Genomic DNA, 16,920 nt, shown 5'->3' with positions numbered 1-16,920 from the left:
CTCTACAACGGAATGGTCACAGTGCGGGAGCGAACCTGGCATTACTACACGTCGTGGTCATCGTGCTGCCGCGCGTGGCGGACTTTCGCCCGTCCCCTCACGCGACGAGACCCCCGTCCGGACGGACGGGGGTCTCGCCTACGCTCCCCGGACGGGACGAGCCCGCCGGTCGGCCGTTCTCAGTGGCCGTGACCGTGACCGTGGCCGCCGCCGGCGGCCTCCTCGGCCTCCTCCGGCTTGTCGACCACGAGCACCTCGGTGGTGAGCAGCATGCCCGCGATGGAGGCGGCGTTGGTGACCGCCGAGCGGGTGACCTTCACCGGGTCGATGACGCCCTGGGCGATCAGGTCGCCGTACTCGCCGGTGGCGGCGTTGTAGCCGTGCCCGGCCTGCAGCTCCTCCACCTTGGAGACGACGACGTAGCCCTCCTGGCCGGCGTTCTCGGAGATCCAGCGCAGCGGCTCGGGCAGCGCGCGGCGGACCGCCTCGGCGCCGGTGGCCTCGTCGCCGGACAGGCCGAGGGCGCCGAAGCCCTCCTTGGCGACGTGCACCAGCGCGCTGCCGCCGCCGGAGACGATGCCCTCCTCGATCGCCGCGCGGGTCGCCGAGATGGCGTCCTCCAGGCGGTGCTTCTTCTCCTTCAGCTCCACCTCGGTGGCGGCGCCGACGCGCAGCACGCAGACGCCCCCGGCCAGCTTGGCCAGGCGCTCCTGCAGCTTCTCGCGGTCCCAGTCGGAGTCGCTGTTCTCGATCTCCACCTTGATCTGGTTGATCCGGGCGGTGACCTCGTCCGCCGCACCCTCGCCGTCGACGACGGTGGTGGCGTCCTTGGTGACGGTGATCCGGCGGGCGCGGCCGAGGTCCTCCAGCCCGATCGAGTCGAGCTTGAGGCCGATCGACTCGCTGACGACCTGGCCGCCCGTCAGGGTGGCCATGTCGCCGAGCATCGCCTTGCGGCGGTCGCCGAAGCCGGGAGCCTTGACCGCGACGGACAGGAAGGTGCCGCGGATCTTGTTGGCGACCAGCAGCGCCAGCGCCTCGCCCTCGACGTCCTCGGCCACCACGAGCAGCGGCTTCTTGGTCTGGGCGACCTTCTCGGCCAGCGGCAGGAACTCCTGCACGTTGGAGATCTTGCCGTCCACGATCAGGACGTAGCCGTCCTCCAGGACGGCCTCCATGCGCTCGTGGTCGGTGACCATGTGCGGCGACAGGTAGCCCTTGTCGAACTGGAGGCCCTCGGTGAACTCCAGTTCGAGGCCCATGGTGTGGGCCTCCTCGACGGTGATGACGCCGTCCTTGCCGACCTTCTCGAACGCCTCGGCGATCAGCTCGCCGATCTGCGGGTCCTGCGCGGAGATCGTCGCGACGTGCGCGATCTCGCTCTTCTCCTCGACCTCGCGGGCCGTCTTCAGCAGCTGGTCGGAGACGTACTGGGCGGCCACGTCGATGCCGCGCTTGAGGGCGAGCGGCGAGGCGCCGGCCGCCACGTTGCGGGTCCCCTCGCGGACCAGCGCCTGGGCGAGGACGGTCGCCGTGGTGGTGCCGTCGCCCGCGATGTCGTTGGTCTTGGTCGCCACTTCCTTGGCGAGCTGGGCCCCGAGGTTCTCGTAGGGGTCCTCCAGCTCCACCTCGCGGGCGATGGTGACGCCGTCGTTGGTGATCGTCGGCGCGCCGAACTTCTTGTCGATGACGACGTTGCGGCCGCGCGGGCCGATCGTCACCTTGACGGCGTCCGCGAGAGCGTTGACGCCGCGCTCAAGAGCCCGGCGAGCGTCCTCCTCGAACTCCAGGATCTTCGCCATGCGGATACTCCTCTTTCACGCGATCCGCCCCGGCGGGCCGCCCGAAGGCGGCGCCGACCGGGGCGGGTGCATCACGTCTCGGTGATTACTTCTCGATGACCGCGAGCACGTCGCGGGCCGAGAGGACGAGGTAGTCCTCGCCGTTGTACTTGACCTCGGTGCCGCCGTACTTGCTGTAGAGCACGACCTCGCCGACCTTGACGTCGACGGGGACGCGCTCGCCCTTGTCGTCGACGCGACCCGGGCCAACGGCAAGGACGGTGCCCTCCTGGGGCTTCTCCTTGGCGGTGTCCGGGATCACCAGGCCCGACGCGGTGGTGGTCTCGGCCTCAAGCGGCTGGACGACGATGCGGTCCTCAAGCGGCTTGAGGACAACCTTGGTGGCGGTCGTCACGATCTGACCTCCCCTTCGATTGGTCCTCGGCCGGCCACGGATGACCGGCCAGCACATGTGACAGAAGAGGCGACCCTGGACCGGCCTGCCGTCGCGGGTGCCAGACCGACCTTCGTCGCTGTATTTGGCACTCTACCCTTGAGAGTGCCAGTCGTGAGACTATTCCGTGCCCGTGACCCCGTCAACACGGACACGGGCCCGCCCGGCGGCCGTCTCCGGTTGTTCACCGGGCGCCGCTCTCCGGCTCTGCCACTAGCTTCCACCCTATGGACATCGCGTCGTTCCGGTCCCTGCGCACCCCCTCAGGCCAGGCGCTCCTCAGGGAGACGGCCGAGGCGGACGTGAGCGAGGACGCCCTGCTCGCCACGGCGTCGCGGCTGCGTGAGCGGCACGAACCGTCGCTCGTGGCCGCCGCGCTGACGCAGGTGCGGTTGCGGGAAAGGGCCCGGGCCAAGTTCGGGGCGGACGCCGACCGCATGTACTTCACGCAGGCGGGGCTTGAGCAGTCGACCCGCGCGAGCGTGGCGGCCCACCGCGGCGGACGGTTCGCGGACCGGCTGCCCGGCGCGCGTGTGCTGGAGCTGGGGTGCGGGATAGGCGCAGACCTCATCTCCCGAGCGCGCGCGGGCCTCGTCGGCGAAGGCGTGGAACTGGACCCGTTGACCGCCGAGGTGGCACGCGCCAACGTGGCCGCTTTCGGGCTGGACGGTCTCGCCTCTGTCCGGGTGGGGGACGCCACCGAGGAGGACCCGTCCGGGTTCGATGCGGTCTTCGCCGATCCTGGACGGCGCACGGCGCGGGGCCGCGTCTTCGATCCCCGTTCCTACGAGCCTCCGCTCGACGTCGTCCTGGCCATGGCCGGCCAGGTGCCCGCGGCCTGCGTGAAGGTCGCGCCCGGCATTCCGCACGAGGCCGTCCCGGACGACGCGGAGGCCGAGTGGGTCTCGGTCGGAGGCGACGTCAAGGAAGCGGCCCTGTGGCTGGGCGGGCTGGCCGGCGACGTGCGACGGCGGGCCACCCTCCTGTCGTCCGACACCCGGTTCTCAGAGGACGAGCCCCAGATGTGGACCCTGACTCCCCAAGGGCTGGACGTCCCGGACGTACGCGCGTGGGGCCGCTACCTGTACGAGCCAGACGGCGCGGTGATCCGGGCCCACCTGGTCGGCGAAGTCGCGGATCTGGTCGGCGGCGGCTTGGCGGACCCCCACATCGCGTACGTCACGTCGGACGAGCTGCGCCCGACGCCGTTCGCCTCCGCCTACGAGGTGGAGGACGTGATGCCGTTCTCCGTCAAGCGGCTGCGCGCCGAACTGCGCCGCCGCGAGGTCGGCGTGCTGACCGTCAAGAAGCGCGGCTCCGCCGTCGACGTCGACCGGCTCCGCCGCGACCTCGGCTTCGGGGGGCGCCGCGCGGGACGCGGCGCCGGGGAGCTGACCCTCGTGGTGACGCGCGTGGGACGCGACCCCGTCGCCCTGCTGACGCGGCCGGCCTCCGGGGCCTGACCGGCCGGCCGCCCGGCCGGACCCGCCCGGAACGGGCGCCGCCCGGCAACCCTGCCCAAAGATCTTCCCCTCGGCGGCGCAACGCCAAGCGGGAGGGCGCGACGCGCCACGGCGGTGCAAATCATCGGCGCTTTCCGGCATTGCGCGCACCAGGGATTGCGGCCGCCCGGCAACGGCGCGGCGCGGCGCGGGAATCGGTGCGCGGAGATCAACCGGCGCGGAAACACCAAGGCAGGTTCACCCGCGGGGGCACCGGCTCCCCAAAAGCCCTCCCGAAAAGGCCCCGGACACGCCCTTCCGCATGACGCCGGCGGCACACGCGTCGGGGCGGTGTAGGCGTCCGCGCGGTTCGGGAACTGCCCATGTTGGACGAGATGTACGGACAGAACGGCACCCGGAACGCCGGACCCGTCCCGCACCGCCCGCCACCGCCCGCCCACATCTCCCCCCAAGATGGGCAATAACCCTGAAGCGGGAAATTCGCCATGCTTTCGGCGATACTCACTATCCCGTCTAGTCGGATAACAGGCGCATTCCGCAGAACTCGCAATCTTCTCTGCTACCCGTTTTAGCCGCGCTCTACACGCACTACAGTGGCCACTCCAGAGATTCATTTGCCGTGCGTCATTTCGTCGCGCCGGCACACGAAGGAGCATCGGGTGGAAACGAATCACAACTTCCTGCAGACGGGGGGTCAACCGGTCTCGGATCGGATGCGGGAGTTGCTCGCCCGTGCGGCGCAGGACCACGTCTACGAACAGCGCTCACAGGGTCAGGTCCTGGACGAGATCCGCCAGCGCCTCGAAGGCATGGAGTGGCTTCTCCGCGAGGTCCGGGAGCGGGAGCTCACCGGGCTGACCGGGCAGATCGAGAGCGTCCGCGGGCAGGTCGACGACCTGTCCGGCAAGCCCCCTGAATGGGCCGAGGGCCTGGCCGAGCACATCGAGGCGTTCGGCGAGCGGGTCAAGCCCGTCGCCGAACTGCCCGCGCTGTGGGCCGACGTGGGCGTGGTGGCCGAGAACGTCGACGAGGGCCTGACCCGCATCCAGGCGGTCCTCGACTCGGCGCAGCAGATCACCGACGCCTCGCAGCAGGCGTCGCAGCGCATGGACGAGATGACCAAGCGGCTGGACAAGCTCCAGGGCAGCATGGAGGCCGCGTCCGTCCGCTTCAACCGGCTCGACAAGTCGCTCGCGGAGCTCGGCCACCGGTCCGAGCGGCTCGAACACTCGGTCAACGGGGTCACCTCACGGGTCGACCAGGCGCTCGGCGAGATGGCCGAGCGGATGGAGCAGGGCCTTGAGGCGGTCAACGGCCGGGTCGAGGGCGTCGGCGGCCGCCTCGACGGCCTCGACGGGCGGCTGGACGGCGTCGACGGCCGCCTCGAAGGGGTGTCCGGCAAGCTCGGCGGGCTGGACGGCCGCTTCGAGAGCGTCGACGGCCGCCTCGACGGGCTCGGCGAGCGGATCAACCGGCTGCCCGCCGCGCTGGAGATCGCCGAGGTGCACCGGCTGCTGACCGACCTCGCGCAGCGCCCGGCCGCCGAGTACGGCGACCGGTTCGACGCGCTCGAGAAGCACCTCGCCGAGGCCGTCGACCCGCTGATCGAGGAACTGCGCGCCCGGCCGGACCGCGACGAGGTCAAGGCCACCATGTCGCAGATCGCCGAGACCGCCTACAGCGACGTCGCCAAGCGCATGGACGAGTTCTCCCGCAGGTTCGAGGACGTGCACGACGACGTCCGCAAGCGCATCGAGAACATCCACGAGGAGGTCACCAAGCGGGTCGACAGCGCTCTGGAGGAGTTCACCGCGCAGGTCGACATCGTCTCCCGCCGCGTCGAGTCGGTGCACACCGACGTCGCCAAGCAGGTCGAGTCCGTGCACAGCGAGATGTCGCGGCAGGTCAGCGGCGTCCACCACGACTTCGGCAAGCGGATCGGCGACATCCACGACGACGTCACGCGGCAGGTCGGCAGCATCCACGACGACGTCGCCAAGCAGGTCGGGACCATGCAGGAGGACGTCGCCCGGCAGGTCGGCGGCGTCCAGTCCGAGTTCGCGAGACGGGTGGAGGGCATGCAGGACGAGGCCGCGCGGCGCGCCGCCGCGGCGCAGGCGGATTTCGCCAAGCGCTTCTCCCATGTCGAGGACGAGGTCGGCCGGAAGATGGACGGCGTCCACGACGATGTGTCCAAGCAGGTCAACGCGGTGCACGAGGACGTGCTGAAGCGGCTGTCCACCCTGGAGGAGACGATGCTCGCGCTCGCCGAGGCGCTGCTGCGTCCCCGCCGCGAGACCAAGGACTGACGAGCGTCCGGGTGGGGCCGGCGCGGGCCCCACCCGGCATTCGGATACCTACCGGTATCCGCGGCATTCGTCCCGCGAACGGCCGGGACGACCGAAGATGCTTCTCTCATGTCACCCCGATGACGTGCGTTTTGTTACTTTCCGTCTTCGCAAAATCACTCCCAATACCCTTCGGAATCCGTTTTCATGGATCAGGTGACCCACCTACCGGCTCCCTGCCTGCCGACCGGCGCCCCGCCCGGGCACACCACCCTGCGATGGGTGGAGGAGTGCCTCGGCAAGGGCGCCGAGGTCCGCATGGTGCGGCCCCTCGCCGGCGGCTCCGCCCACGCCAACCACGCCCTCCTCGTCGAGAGCCGCTCCGGCGAGGCGCACCACCTCGTCCTGCGCCGCTGGACCTCCCGCGAGACCGCCCCCCGCCACCGCTACGGCGACGCCGAGTTCTCCCCCGAGCGCGAGATCGCCGCGCTGGCGCTGCTCGCCGGCTGCACGATCCCCACACCGTCCCTGGTGGCCGCCGACCCGTCGGGCGCCTACTGCGACGTCCCCGCCCTGCTCATCACGCGGCTGCCGGGCCATCCGCCGCGCCCGTCCCACGACGACCTGCCCGAGTACCTGATCCAGCTGGCCGCCGCGCTGCTGGAGGTGCACGACCTGAACGGCGCGTCCACGATGCCGCCGTACGTCCCGCACAACCGCCTCGACGTGCGGCTCCCGCCCAAACACGCGCTCCGCCCCGACCTGTGGGAACGCGCCTTCGAGGTCGCCTCCCGGCCCGCGCCCGAGGCGCCCGCCCGGTTCATCCACCGCGACTACCACGCCGACAACACGTTGTGGTCCTACGGCAGGCTCACCGGCATCGTCGACTGGTCGGACGCCTCGTCCGGCCCCGTCTCCGTCGACATCGCCCGCATGCGCCGCGGCCTCGCCCTGCGCTACGGCGCGTCCGTCGCCGACCGCTTCCTGTGCTCCTTCGACCAGGTCTCCGGCGGCCACGTGCACGACCCGTACTGGGACGTCCGCAGCCTCCTCGACCTGCTTCCCGAGGACGACGCCACCATGATCGACGAGCCCGGGGTCCCGTTCCACGAGGAGTACCTCGACCGCCTCCTCGCCCACTGCTGAGGCGCGGCCCCCGGGGCGCGCCGTCGCGCCGGGCGCCCAGGGCGCGCGACGGCACGCGCGGTCAGGGCAGGAGGACGGCCTCGATCGGGAGGCTGGAGTCGGCGGGCAGCTCCAGGTCGGACGGGCCGATCCCGGAGGCGACCAGCTCCGAGCCCAGGGCGGCGACCATGGCGCCGTTGTCGGTGCACAGCTTCGGCCGCGGGACCCGCAGACGGACCCCGGCGGCAGCGCAGCGCTCCGCGGCGAGGGCGCGCAGCCGCGAGTTCGCCGCGACGCCGCCGCCGATCAGCAGGTGGTCGACGCCGTTGTCCTTGCAGACCTTCAGCGCCTTCTGCGTCAGGACGTCCACGACGGCCTCCTGGAAGGACGCCGCGACGTCGGCGACCGGGACGGGCTCGCCCGCCCGCTCCTTCGCCTCGACCCAGCGCGCCACGGCCGTCTTCAGGCCGGAGAACGAGAAGTCGTAGGTGCCGTCGTTGTACTTGCCGCGCGGGAACGCGATCGCGGCCGGGTCGCCCTCGCGGGCCATGCGGTCGATGACGGGACCGCCGGGGAACCCGAGGTCCAGGACGCGGGCGACCTTGTCGAACGCCTCGCCCGCCGCGTCGTCCACCGTGCCGCCGAGGGGCCGGACGTCGCCCGCCACGTCCGGGACCAGCAGCAGGGAGGAGTGGCCGCCCGAGACCAGCATCGCCACGCACGGCTTCGGCAGCGGGCCGTGTTCGAGCTGGTCGACGCACACGTGCGCGGCCAGGTGGTTGACGCCGTAGAGCGGCTTGCCGAGCGACAGCGCGTACGCCTTGGCGGCGGCGACGCCGACCATCAGCGCGCCCGGCAGCCCCGGGCCCGCGGTCACCGCGAACGCGTCCACGTCGGTGAACGCCACCCCGGCGTCGGCGAGCGCGCGCTCGACGGTCGGCCCCATCGCCTCCAGATGCGCCCGCGACGCGACCTCCGGCACGACGCCGCCGAACCGGGCGTGCTGGTCGACGCTGGAGGCGATCGCGTCCGCCAGCAGCGTGTGCCCGCGCACGATCCCGACCCCGGTCTCGTCGCAGGACGTCTCGATGCCGAGCACCAGTGGCTCGTCCCGAATCACGTGATTCTCCCTGTCTCCCCGTTCGTCCCGTCCCGCCGCGCGCCTCCAGGGCGCCTGCCGCCCCGGCTCATTCGGCCCTGGTGAAGCCCATGGGCGGACGGTCGCGGAGCTTGCGGCACATGACGATCGCGTCCACGTCCGAGGGCTGGTAGTAGCGCTTGCGGATGCCGACCCGCTCGAAGCCGAACCGCTCGTACAGCCGGTGGGCGGCGTCGTTGTCGGCCCGGACCTCCAGGAACACCGACTCGCTGCCGCGCCGGACGGCCTCCTCCAGCAGGGCGGTGAGCAGCTCCGCGCCGACACCGCCCTTGCGGCGGTCCGCGCGCACCCCGATGGTCTGCACGTCGGCCTGCCCGCCCGCGGCGGCCAGGCCCGCGTAGCCGACGATCTCGCCGCCGGGCGCCTCCGCGACGACGTAGAACCGGGTGCGGGGCTGGTCGGCGAGCTCTCCGGCGAGCATCTCCTCGCTCCAGGTGTCCTCCGGGAACAGCTCCCGGTCCAGCCGGTGGACGGCGGGAAGGTCCGCACCGGTCATGGGCCGCAGGGCGACGTCGCTCACGCCGGCGTCACCTTCTTGCGGGGCCCCGGCTCCTTCGCGTCCGGCCTGCGCAGGTAGAGCGGCTCCGGCGGCAGCAGCTCGGGCCCCTTCAGGCCCGACAGCCGCGCGACGGCCAGCTCGGCGAGGGCGCCCGCGGCGGGAAGCAGCGGCTCGTGCCCGGACTCTCCGAGGACCTCCGGGTACAGGGCCGCGCCCTCGCCCACGACGGGCAGGCCCTCGGGCGCGCCCTTCAGGACGTCCGCCGCCGGTCCCACGGCGGGCTCGGTGGCGCGCGACCGCGCCGAGTCGTACCGCGCCCAGTAGACCTCTTTGCGGCGGGCGTCGGTGGCGACGGCGAACGGCCCGTCCCGCTTCGTGGCCCAGGCCATGATGTCGAGCGTGCAGACGCCGTGCACCGGCACGCTGAGCGCCGCGCCCATCGCCCGGGCGGTGACCAGCCCGACCCGAAGGCCCGTGTAGGGCCCCGGCCCGACGCCGACGGCGATCGCGCTGAGGTCTCCCGGCGCCGCGCCCGCCTCCGCCATCACCTCGGCGATGGACGGCGTGAGCAGCTCGGTGTGGCGCCGCCGGTCGACGGCCTCCGCCAGACCGCGCGGCACCGCGCCCTCGCCCGGGGTCCACTCGTACAGCGCCACGGTGATCGCGGCGGTCGCGGTATCGAAAGCCAAGACCAGCACGGGTTGTAAGCCTACCGGCCGCCGGAGGGAGGTGGCCCGGCACTTGCCGAGGCGGGCTCGGGGCCCGCCCCGAGCGGGCTCAGCGCCGGCTCAGCGCCGAGACAACGCCGAGACCACGGCCTTGGTGACCTCGGTGGCCCCGCCGGTGGCGGCGTCCGACGACAGCGGATCCCCCTTGTCCGAGCCGGAGTAGTGGACGGTGACGAGGACATTGGCCACCCGGACGTTGCCGATGGCCTCGCCGGAGCCCTGGTTGTCGTCCACGCTGTAGACGATGTAGCCCTCGTCGCCGACGCCGGTGAGCCGGATCTTGTCGGTGAGCTTCTGCCCGGACAGCAGCGCCTTGCCGGACTCGTCGGCGGTCCGCTCGGTCGCGAACGTCCTGCGGGCGGCGTCCGTGGGCGAGGCCGCGGCCCCGGCCGCGATCGCCCGCAGCTCGATGGTGAGCTGCCGCCTCTTCTCGCCCGCGTAGGCGCCCCAGACGCACTGGTTCTGCTGGTCGTCGCCCTGGTAGTTGTCGGCCTCGGTGCGCTCGGACGCGGGCGCCAGCCGGCCGATCAGGTCGTCGCCGACGATCGTGCAGGAGTCGGGGACGGCGGCGCGCTCCCCCTTGGCCGCCGGGGAGTCGTCCGTGGCGCCGCTGCCGACCACCTGGCCGGTGCTCCTGTCGCCGCTCGCGCCGACGCCCGTCAGGACGGCGAACGCCGCGAGCCCGCAGACGGCGACGCCGGCGACCGCGCCGCCGAGGACGACGGCCCAGCGCCGCCCGGTGCGTCGCTCGCGCGCCACCCGGTGGCTGCCGGTCCGGTATCCCCCGCTCGCGCCGCGGTGGGCGCCGCTGCCCGCCCGGTATCCGCCGCTTTCAGTGCGGTATCCGCCGCTCTCGGCGCGGTACTCCCCGCCCGCGCCGTAGCCGCCGCCGTCCGGCCGGTAACCGCCGTCTGATCCCTGGCCACCGCCCGAAGCGCGATAGCTGTCGCGGTAATTCCCGCTGCGATGGCTACCACTCACCGGCCCCACTCCCGTTCGGAATCGATATGTCGCGAAGGTGAGGTTCGTTCCGGCAAAGAGTACGACATCAAACCTTAAAATGGACCAACCGGCCAGGCAAAAACCGGAGAAGTTGCCAGACCCAGATCATCCGGGGTGGAGTTCCAGCTCCGACCAGCGATCACCGACCCCGACGATCCTTACCTCGCGCCCCTCTCCGGACCCGTCCCCGCGAGAAATGATCACTTCCAGGCGGTCCTCGGCGAGGCCTTCGGCGAGCCCTTCTCCCCATTCCACGATCGTCACCGATTCCGCGACGGACGCGTCGAGATCGAGATCGTCCAGTTCCGCGAAACCGCCCAGGCGGTAGGCGTCCACATGCACCAGCGACGGGCCCCCCGCCAGCGACGGGTGCACCCGGGCGATGACGAACGTGGGCGAGGTGATCGGGCCGCGCACCTTCAGCCCCTCGCCGATGCCCTGCGTGAGGGTCGTCTTGCCCGCGCCGAGGTGGCCCGTCATCACGAGCAGGTCGCCCGCCCGCAGCAGCCCGGCCAGGCGCAGCCCGAGCTCGTGCATGTCCCCGGCGGTCGGGACGGTGACCGTGACGGCTTTCACGCGGTGCGCTCCTCTTCCTCGTACGCGGGACGGACCCGTTCGACCAGCCGGCGCAGGCCCCCGGTCACCACCCCCGGGTACTCCAGCGGCAGCACGTGCCCGGCCTCCTCCACCTCTACCAGTTCCGCGTCCGGCAGCGCCGCGGCGATCCGGCGGGCGTGCTCCGCGGGGGTCAGCCGGTCCCGGCCGCCCGCCAGCACCAGCGTCGGCACCCCGCCCAGCACGTCCAGGCACCCGATCTTGTCGTGCGCCATCAGCGCCGGGTAGTACTCCGCGATCACGTCGATCGGCGTCTCCCTGATCATCTGCTCCAGGAAGCCCACCACCGACGGGCTGACGTACTTGTCGGCGAACGCCATCTTCCGCGTCACGACGAACGCCAGGTCGGCGCCGAGCCCGCGGGCCCGGTCGACCAGCTCGGCGCGGCGGCCGAGGCCGCGCAGCGTCCCCGGGGCGAGCGGCCGGACGGCCTTGGCCAGCACGAGCGGCAGCCCCAGCGTCATCTCCCCCATGTCGCCGCAGGAGGTGTTCACCAGCGCCACGCCCACGACCCGCGACCCGAACAGCTCCGGATGCCGGTCCGCCAGCGCCATGATCGACATGCCGCCCATGGAGTGCCCCACGAGGACGACCGGACGGCCCGCCGGGACGGCCGCGTCCAGCACCGCGCGCAGGTCGTCCCCGGTCTGCTCGATCGTCGCGTCCCCGGGCCTGCCCCGGCCCGAACGGCCGTGGCTGCGCTGGTCCCAGAACACCAGCCGCAACGACCCCCGCAGGTCGCGGCGCTGGTAGTGCCACGAGTCCTGGTTCAGGGTGTAGCCGTGGCAGAACAGGACGGTGAGGTCGGCGTCGTCGGGACCGTCCACCTCGACGTGCAGCGGGACGCCGTCGTCGGCCCGGACCGGCAGCTCCCGCCCGCGCAGCTCGCCGAAGGGCTCGGCCGCGTCGGGGTCGGGGCGCAGCCGCACCCGCCCCACGGCGAGCCGCCGCAGCCCGACCGCCGCGCCCACCCCGGCGGCGCCCACGCCCGCGACCACACCGGCCACGCCGATCCTGCGCCTGTTCCTGCTGTCCATGTCCGCCGCCCCCTACAGCGCCCCTCCCGGGTACGCCCTCGGTACCCGGGCCCCGATGCGGGTGACGATCTCATACGAGATCGTCCCCAGCGCGTCCGCCCACTCCTGCGCGGTCGGCTCGCCCCGGTCCCCCGGGCCGAACAGGACGATCTCGTCCCCCGCCGCGAGCGGGTCGTCGCCGAGGTCGATGACGAACTGGTCCATGCAGACCCGCCCGGCGATCGTCCTTCGGCGCCCGCCCGCGAGGACCTCCAGCACGTTGGACCCGTGCCGCGGGATCCCGTCGCCGTACCCCGCGGGCACCACGGCCAGCGTGGTCTCCCGCTCGGTGGTGTACGTGTGACCGTACGACACCCCGCTGCCCGCCGGAACCCGCTTGACCAGCGCCGCGTCCGCCACGAGCGTCATCGCGGGCCGCAGCCCGAACCCGCCGAGCGCCGGCACCGGGGTCAGCCCGTACGTCGCGATGCCGGGCCGGACCAGGTCGAAGCGCGCCTCCGGCAGCGTCAGGGCCGCCGCCGAGTTCGCGATGTGCCGCACCTCGAACCGCGCCCCCGCCTTCTCCGCGTGCGCGACCATCTCGGTGAACGCGCCGATCTGCGCCGCGATCGAGGGGTGGCCCGGCTCGTCCGCGCAGGCGAAGTGCGACATGACCCCGGCCACCCGCACGTGCCCCGTGGCCTCCGCCTTGAGCGCCGCGTCGACCAGCGCCTCCCACCCGTCGCCCCGCGCGCCCCCGCGCGACATGCCCGTGTCGGCCTTGAGGTGGATCCGCGCCTCGCGCCCCGCCCGCTCCGCCGCCCGGACGACCTCGTCCAGCAGCCAGACCGCCCCCACGGTCAGGTCCACGCCCCGCGCGACGGCCTCCTCGTAGGGCTCGCCGGGAACGCCCAGGCAGACCAGCGTGCGGACGGTGATCCCCGCGTCCCGCAGGCGCAGCGCCTCGGCCAGCTTCGCGACGCCCAGCCAGGACGCCCCGCCGGCGAGCGCGGCCCGGGCGGCCTCCACCAGCCCGTGCCCGTACGCCTCGGCCTTCACCATGGCCATCGCCTCGGCGCCCCCCGCACGCCGGCGCACCACCCCGATGTTGTGACCGATGGCCTGGAGATCAACTCGTGCCTCCGCAGGAACCCTCATGGTCACCCAGTCTGCCGTCCCCGACCCCCTGCCCGCGCCTCATCCCCCAGGTCACGGCCAGAACGCCCCCTCACAGGCGCCCCCCGGGCGCCTCCCATGTCCTATGAGACGCGATTGCCCGACTGCGAGTTCAACCCCCACCCCACGGCCCACGAGAGCGTCACTCCGCGGCACGCCGACGACGCCACGTCGGCCGTCACAGGCACGACCGACCGCAACGGCGGCGTGAGGATCGCCTGCGTCGTAACGGGGGTCCAGGGGTCGCTACCCCTGGAAAGACACAGTTCTGAAGGCTTCGGGGAGGGCTTCGGTCACGTCCTGGGGGTTGATGGGGGCCTCGGGACCGGGGGTGGGGGCCGAGGCCAGGCGGGCGGCGAGGCCGTGGAGGTAGGCGCCGGCGGCGGCCGCGTCCAGGGCGGGCATCCCGCCGGCGAGGAGGGCGCCGATCAGGCCGGACAGGACGTCGCCCGTGCCGGCGGTGGCGAGGCGCGGGGTGCCGGTCGGGTTGACGCGGACGGGGCGGTCCTGCTCGGCGACCAGGGTCGTGGAGCCCTTGAGCAGGACGGTCGCGGAGAGTTCGGCGGCGGCGCGGCGGACGTGGTCGAGGCGGCCGGCCTCGATGTCCTCGCGGCCGGCGGAGATGAGGCGGGACAGCTCGCCCGCGTGCGGGGTGAGGACGGTCGGGGCGGCGCGGCGCAGCAGGTCGCGGCGGCGGGCCAGGACGGTGAGGCCGTCGGCGTCGACCAGCACGGGCAGGTCGGTGGTGAGGACGGCCTCCAGCAGCGACTCGGCGGCGTCGCCGGTGCCGAGGCCGGGGCCGGCGACCCAGGCCTGCACCCGGCCGATGCGCTCCAGGACCCTCGCGTCGTGGCGGCCCGGCTCGACGACCGTGGTGACCACTTCGGGCCAGCGTTGGCGGACGAGTTCGACCGGGCGGGCCACCGAGGCGAAGCGGACCATTCCGGCGCCGCCGCGGACCGCGCCTCCGGTGCTGAGGACGGCCGCGCCGGTGAACCGGTCGCCGCCGGCGAGGATGCCGACGACGCCGCGGCGGTACTTGTCGGACTCGGGGTGCGCCTCGGGCGGGGCGATGTCGGCGGGCCGGGCCGCGACGACGTCGGGGTCGGGCAGGTCGGGGCCGAGCCCGATGTCGACCAGCTCGACCACGCCGCAGTGGGACGCGCCGGGGTCGATGAGCAGGCCCGGCTTGTGCGTGCCGAAGGTGACGGTGACGTCGGCGTGGACGGCCGCGCCCTCGACGCGCCCGGTGCTCGCGTCCACGCCGCTCGGGACGTCGCAGGCGACGACGAGGCCCGCGGACTCGGAGGCGAGCGCGGCGTACCGGGCGTGGGGCTCGCGGAGCCCCCCGCTGCCGCCGATGCCGGTCAGGCCGTCGATGATCAGGTCGGCCTCGGCGATCGCGGCCTCGGCGCCGGCGTCCAGCAGGCCGCCGCCGGCGGCGCGCAGGTCGGCCAGCCCGGCCTGGTGGATCGCGGACCCGGCCTGGACGACCCGGACGCGGGCGCCGCGGCGGGCGAGGCGGGCCCCGGCGTACAGGGCGTCGCCGCCGTTGTCGCCCCCGCCGACCAGCAGCACGACGCGGGCCCCGTAGACGGCGGGCAGGACGCGCGCGCAGACGGAGGCCAGCCCGGCGGCGGCGCGCTGCATCAGGGCGCCGTCCGGGAGGCGGGCCATGAGGGCGCGCTCGGCCGCCCGGACCTTGCCGACCTCGTGCGCGTACCTCATCCGCGGCTCCCCAAGTCGATCACACACTTAGAGTGCCACGTGGGGACCGTCCGCAACCTCCGGCAGAGGTGATCACAACTTGCACCGCAAGTTTCGGTGTCATGTGCGTAAAAGAATCATCAGCCGTAGAATCTTGGTCCACCGGTCCGATGTATTCGCGCCGCGACCCCCCGGTGCGGCAGAATGCGCCCAGATCAGTCCGCCGGGACTGGAGAGGCCCGAGCAATGAGCACTTCCCGAGGTCCCTCCGTCCGCCAGCGGCGGCTGGCCGCCGAGCTCCGGAGGCTGCGCGAGAGCAGGGGTCTGACCGGAGACGAGGTCGCCGAGCGGCTCGCCTGGTCCACAGCCAAGGTCAGCCGGATCGAGAACGCGCGGACCGGCGCGAAGATCGGCGACGTGCGGCGGCTGCTCGATCTGTACGAGATCGACGCCGCGCGGCACGACGACCTGATCGCCCTGGCGCACGACGCCGCCCAGCGGGGCTGGTGGGAGGACTACCGCGACCTCCCGAGCCAGCTCGCCGACTTCATCGCGCTGGAGTCCGAGGCCACCGCGGCCAGGGAATGGGGCAGCACGGTCATTCCCGGGCTGCTGCAGTCGCAGAGCTACGCCCGAAATGTGATCGGCGGGTGGAGTGACCTGGCCACCCTGCCCCCGCAGGAACTCGAACGCCGACTGGACGTGCGAATGCGGCGGCGCGAACTGCTGGACGGGTCCACTCCGCTGGAACTGTCGGCGATTATCGACGAGGCGGTTCTGCGGCGCCGCATCGGCGATCACAAGGTCATGCGGGAGCAGCTCGAACATCTGTACCAGATGACCGAGCGGCCGAACGTGAACGTACAGATCTTGCCCTTGGACATAGCACACTCGGTGTTGGCTGAATCGTTTATCCTTCTAGAATTCTCTTCGGTGCACGACATCATCTTCCCTGATATCGTTCATACGGAATCACTGACGATCAGCCACTTCGGGGATGAAGCCGTCACCTATATGTACCGGCTCGCTTATTCGAGCCTGTCCCGGCAGGCGCTGGACGCCGCGGAATCGCGGCGGCGCATAGCCGAGGTCAAAGAGGCGTGGTGACGGTCCCCCAAGGGGCTCAATTCTTGTGAAAGGCACCAAGTGTCCCCTTTCGCCTCTCCTGTTCCACAATGGAGGAAAAGCGCCTACTGCGGGGCGAGCAACACCTGCGTCGAGATCGCCACACTGGTCGATTCATCCCGTTTCATCGGGGCACGCGACGCCAAGCACGGCACGCAGAGTCCGGTTCTGTCATTCTCCCAGGCGGAATGGCGGGAATTTCTCAAACGAGCCAAGAAGGGTGATTTCGACCTGGGCTGCTGACCCGGCGCCGACGCGCCGTCCGGCCCCGTCCGCCCAGCGCGGCGCGGGGCCACGCCGCACGGGCCGGGTCCACCGCTGACCCGGCTCGTCGCCGCCCCATCCGGAACTCTGCAACTACCTCGGCACGCCTGTCACACGGGTACCGCGCCACCCGGACGTGATCAGGCGTTTTTTGCGATCTTGTTACCGTGTGCTTGAGCACCGGCAGCGCAGCCGCGGGCAATGCAACTTTCGATGCAGGGAGCCGGAATGAGTTTCCAGGGGACACCGCCCGCCCGATGGAGAAAGAGCGCTCGATGCGGCGCCAGCAACGGCTGCGTCGAGGTCGCGGGAGGTGGCGGGGACGCCATATCCGTGCGCGACACCGAGGACACCTCGACGATCCTGTCGTTCCGGTCCGACGAATGGCGCAGGTTCACGGAGGAGGCCAAAGACGGCCGTTTCGACCACCCGCTGAAATAGTCACTGCAACTTGCACCGCCGGAGAGAATTCCAACCGGCCGGAGAATTGCGTCCAGCGGGAGCGGATACGCGCCGCC

Annotated in this window: 16 protein-coding genes; 6 read left to right on the top strand and 10 right to left on the bottom strand. The window is 72.3% G+C overall.

Annotation, left to right across the window (positions count from 1 at the left end):
* Nucleotides 1-179: 179 nt before the first annotated feature.
* Both groL and groES read right to left on the bottom strand, forming a co-directional pair.
* Nucleotides 180-1,802, bottom strand: a complete 1,623-nt coding sequence (gene groL / locus ACQEU6_RS34395) for a chaperonin GroEL (protein ID WP_499337530.1) — start codon at nt 1,800-1,802, stop codon at nt 180-182.
* Between the two features lie 85 nt (nt 1,803-1,887).
* A complete protein-coding gene (gene groES, locus ACQEU6_RS34390; RefSeq protein ID WP_089314894.1) occupies nt 1,888-2,196 on the bottom strand; it encodes a co-chaperone GroES in 309 nt (102 codons plus the stop codon).
* Between the two features lie 266 nt (nt 2,197-2,462).
* Between groES and ACQEU6_RS34385 the strand changes: the two genes are divergently transcribed.
* The 3 genes from ACQEU6_RS34385 (at nt 2,463) to ACQEU6_RS34375 (ending at nt 7,132) form a co-directional block, all read left to right on the top strand.
* Nucleotides 2,463-3,698: a class I SAM-dependent methyltransferase gene (locus ACQEU6_RS34385; protein ID WP_499337528.1), complete on the top strand. Its 1,236-nt coding sequence runs from the start codon at nt 2,463-2,465 to the stop codon at nt 3,696-3,698.
* Nucleotides 3,699-4,357: 659 nt separating this feature from the next.
* The gene (locus tag ACQEU6_RS34380; RefSeq protein WP_499337526.1) at nt 4,358-6,007 is read left to right on the top strand and encodes an apolipoprotein A1/A4/E domain-containing protein; all 1,650 of its coding nucleotides are present in this window, start codon (nt 4,358-4,360) and stop codon (nt 6,005-6,007) included.
* Nucleotides 6,008-6,193: 186 nt separating this feature from the next.
* Nucleotides 6,194-7,132, top strand: a complete 939-nt coding sequence (locus tag ACQEU6_RS34375; protein ID WP_499337524.1) for a phosphotransferase family protein — start codon at nt 6,194-6,196, stop codon at nt 7,130-7,132.
* 61 nt (nt 7,133-7,193) lie between these two features.
* Here ACQEU6_RS34375 and tsaD read toward each other — a convergent pair whose 3' ends face one another.
* From tsaD to ACQEU6_RS34335, 8 genes are all read right to left on the bottom strand, one after another.
* On the bottom strand, nt 7,194-8,231 hold the full coding sequence (gene tsaD, locus ACQEU6_RS34370; RefSeq protein ID WP_499337522.1) for a tRNA (adenosine(37)-N6)-threonylcarbamoyltransferase complex transferase subunit TsaD: 1,038 nt from the start codon (nt 8,229-8,231) through the stop codon (nt 7,194-7,196).
* Between the two features lie 67 nt (nt 8,232-8,298).
* Nucleotides 8,299-8,766: a ribosomal protein S18-alanine N-acetyltransferase gene (gene rimI / locus ACQEU6_RS34365; protein WP_499340431.1), complete on the bottom strand. Its 468-nt coding sequence runs from the start codon at nt 8,764-8,766 to the stop codon at nt 8,299-8,301.
* Nucleotides 8,767-8,786: 20 nt separating this feature from the next.
* Nucleotides 8,787-9,467 carry a tRNA (adenosine(37)-N6)-threonylcarbamoyltransferase complex dimerization subunit type 1 TsaB gene (tsaB, locus tag ACQEU6_RS34360; protein ID WP_499337521.1) on the bottom strand — a complete coding sequence of 227 codons (681 nt, stop codon included), beginning with the start codon at nt 9,465-9,467 and terminating at the stop codon, nt 8,787-8,789.
* 90 nt (nt 9,468-9,557) lie between these two features.
* The gene (locus tag ACQEU6_RS34355; RefSeq protein WP_499337520.1) at nt 9,558-10,478 is read right to left on the bottom strand and encodes a hypothetical protein; all 921 of its coding nucleotides are present in this window, start codon (nt 10,476-10,478) and stop codon (nt 9,558-9,560) included.
* 126 nt (nt 10,479-10,604) lie between these two features.
* Entirely contained in the window at nt 10,605-11,036 is a 432-nt protein-coding gene (gene tsaE / locus ACQEU6_RS34350) for a tRNA (adenosine(37)-N6)-threonylcarbamoyltransferase complex ATPase subunit type 1 TsaE (protein ID WP_499340429.1), read from the bottom strand.
* A 35-nt stretch (nt 11,037-11,071) separates the two neighbouring features.
* Nucleotides 11,072-12,151 (bottom strand): alpha/beta fold hydrolase, encoded by a 1,080-nt coding sequence (locus ACQEU6_RS34345; protein ID WP_499337518.1) that lies wholly within the window; start codon nt 12,149-12,151, stop codon nt 11,072-11,074.
* A gap of 12 nt (nt 12,152-12,163) precedes the next feature.
* Nucleotides 12,164-13,288, bottom strand: a complete 1,125-nt coding sequence (gene alr / locus ACQEU6_RS34340) for an alanine racemase (RefSeq protein WP_499337517.1) — start codon at nt 13,286-13,288, stop codon at nt 12,164-12,166.
* Between the two features lie 264 nt (nt 13,289-13,552).
* Entirely contained in the window at nt 13,553-15,034 is a 1,482-nt protein-coding gene (locus ACQEU6_RS34335) for an NAD(P)H-hydrate dehydratase (RefSeq protein WP_499337515.1), read from the bottom strand.
* 225 nt (nt 15,035-15,259) lie between these two features.
* On the opposite strand from ACQEU6_RS34335, the gene ACQEU6_RS34330 reads away from it, so the two are divergent.
* The 3 genes from ACQEU6_RS34330 to ACQEU6_RS34320 all read left to right on the top strand — a co-directional run bounded on the left by ACQEU6_RS34330 (nt 15,260) and on the right by ACQEU6_RS34320 (nt 16,843).
* Complete coding sequence (locus ACQEU6_RS34330; RefSeq protein WP_499337514.1) at nt 15,260-16,120, top strand: helix-turn-helix domain-containing protein; 861 nt, start codon at nt 15,260-15,262, stop codon at nt 16,118-16,120.
* 39 nt (nt 16,121-16,159) lie between these two features.
* On the top strand, nt 16,160-16,381 hold the full coding sequence (locus ACQEU6_RS34325; RefSeq protein WP_499337513.1) for a DUF397 domain-containing protein: 222 nt from the start codon (nt 16,160-16,162) through the stop codon (nt 16,379-16,381).
* 222 nt (nt 16,382-16,603) lie between these two features.
* A complete protein-coding gene (locus tag ACQEU6_RS34320) occupies nt 16,604-16,843 on the top strand; it encodes a DUF397 domain-containing protein (RefSeq protein ID WP_499337512.1) in 240 nt (79 codons plus the stop codon).
* Nucleotides 16,844-16,920 lie beyond the last annotated feature (77 nt).

It is taken from the genome of Spirillospora sp. CA-108201, from assembly GCF_050936235.1.
Taxonomy (GTDB): Bacteria; Actinomycetota; Actinomycetes; order Streptosporangiales; family Streptosporangiaceae; genus Spirillospora.
The sequence above is the reverse complement of the archived record's forward strand: the minus strand, read 5'-3'. Positions and strand labels throughout refer to the sequence as shown.

Coding starts and splice junctions, on each gene's coding strand:
- groL (WP_499337530.1), bottom strand. CDS start 1,802: ATGGCGAAGATCCTGGAGTTCGAGGAGGACGCTCGCCGGGCTCTTGAG.
- ACQEU6_RS34385 (WP_499337528.1), top strand. CDS start 2,463: ATGGACATCGCGTCGTTCCGGTCCCTGCGCACCCCCTCAGGCCAGGCG.
- ACQEU6_RS34375 (WP_499337524.1), top strand. CDS start 6,194: ATGGATCAGGTGACCCACCTACCGGCTCCCTGCCTGCCGACCGGCGCC.
- rimI (WP_499340431.1), bottom strand. CDS start 8,766: ATGACCGGTGCGGACCTTCCCGCCGTCCACCGGCTGGACCGGGAGCTG.
- tsaE (WP_499340429.1), bottom strand. CDS start 11,036: ATGCACGAGCTCGGGCTGCGCCTGGCCGGGCTGCTGCGGGCGGGCGAC.
- ACQEU6_RS34345 (WP_499337518.1), bottom strand. CDS start 12,151: ATGGACAGCAGGAACAGGCGCAGGATCGGCGTGGCCGGTGTGGTCGCG.
- alr (WP_499337517.1), bottom strand. CDS start 13,288: ATGAGGGTTCCTGCGGAGGCACGAGTTGATCTCCAGGCCATCGGTCAC.
- ACQEU6_RS34335 (WP_499337515.1), bottom strand. CDS start 15,034: ATGAGGTACGCGCACGAGGTCGGCAAGGTCCGGGCGGCCGAGCGCGCC.
- ACQEU6_RS34330 (WP_499337514.1), top strand. CDS start 15,260: ATGAGCACTTCCCGAGGTCCCTCCGTCCGCCAGCGGCGGCTGGCCGCC.
- ACQEU6_RS34320 (WP_499337512.1), top strand. CDS start 16,604: ATGCAACTTTCGATGCAGGGAGCCGGAATGAGTTTCCAGGGGACACCG.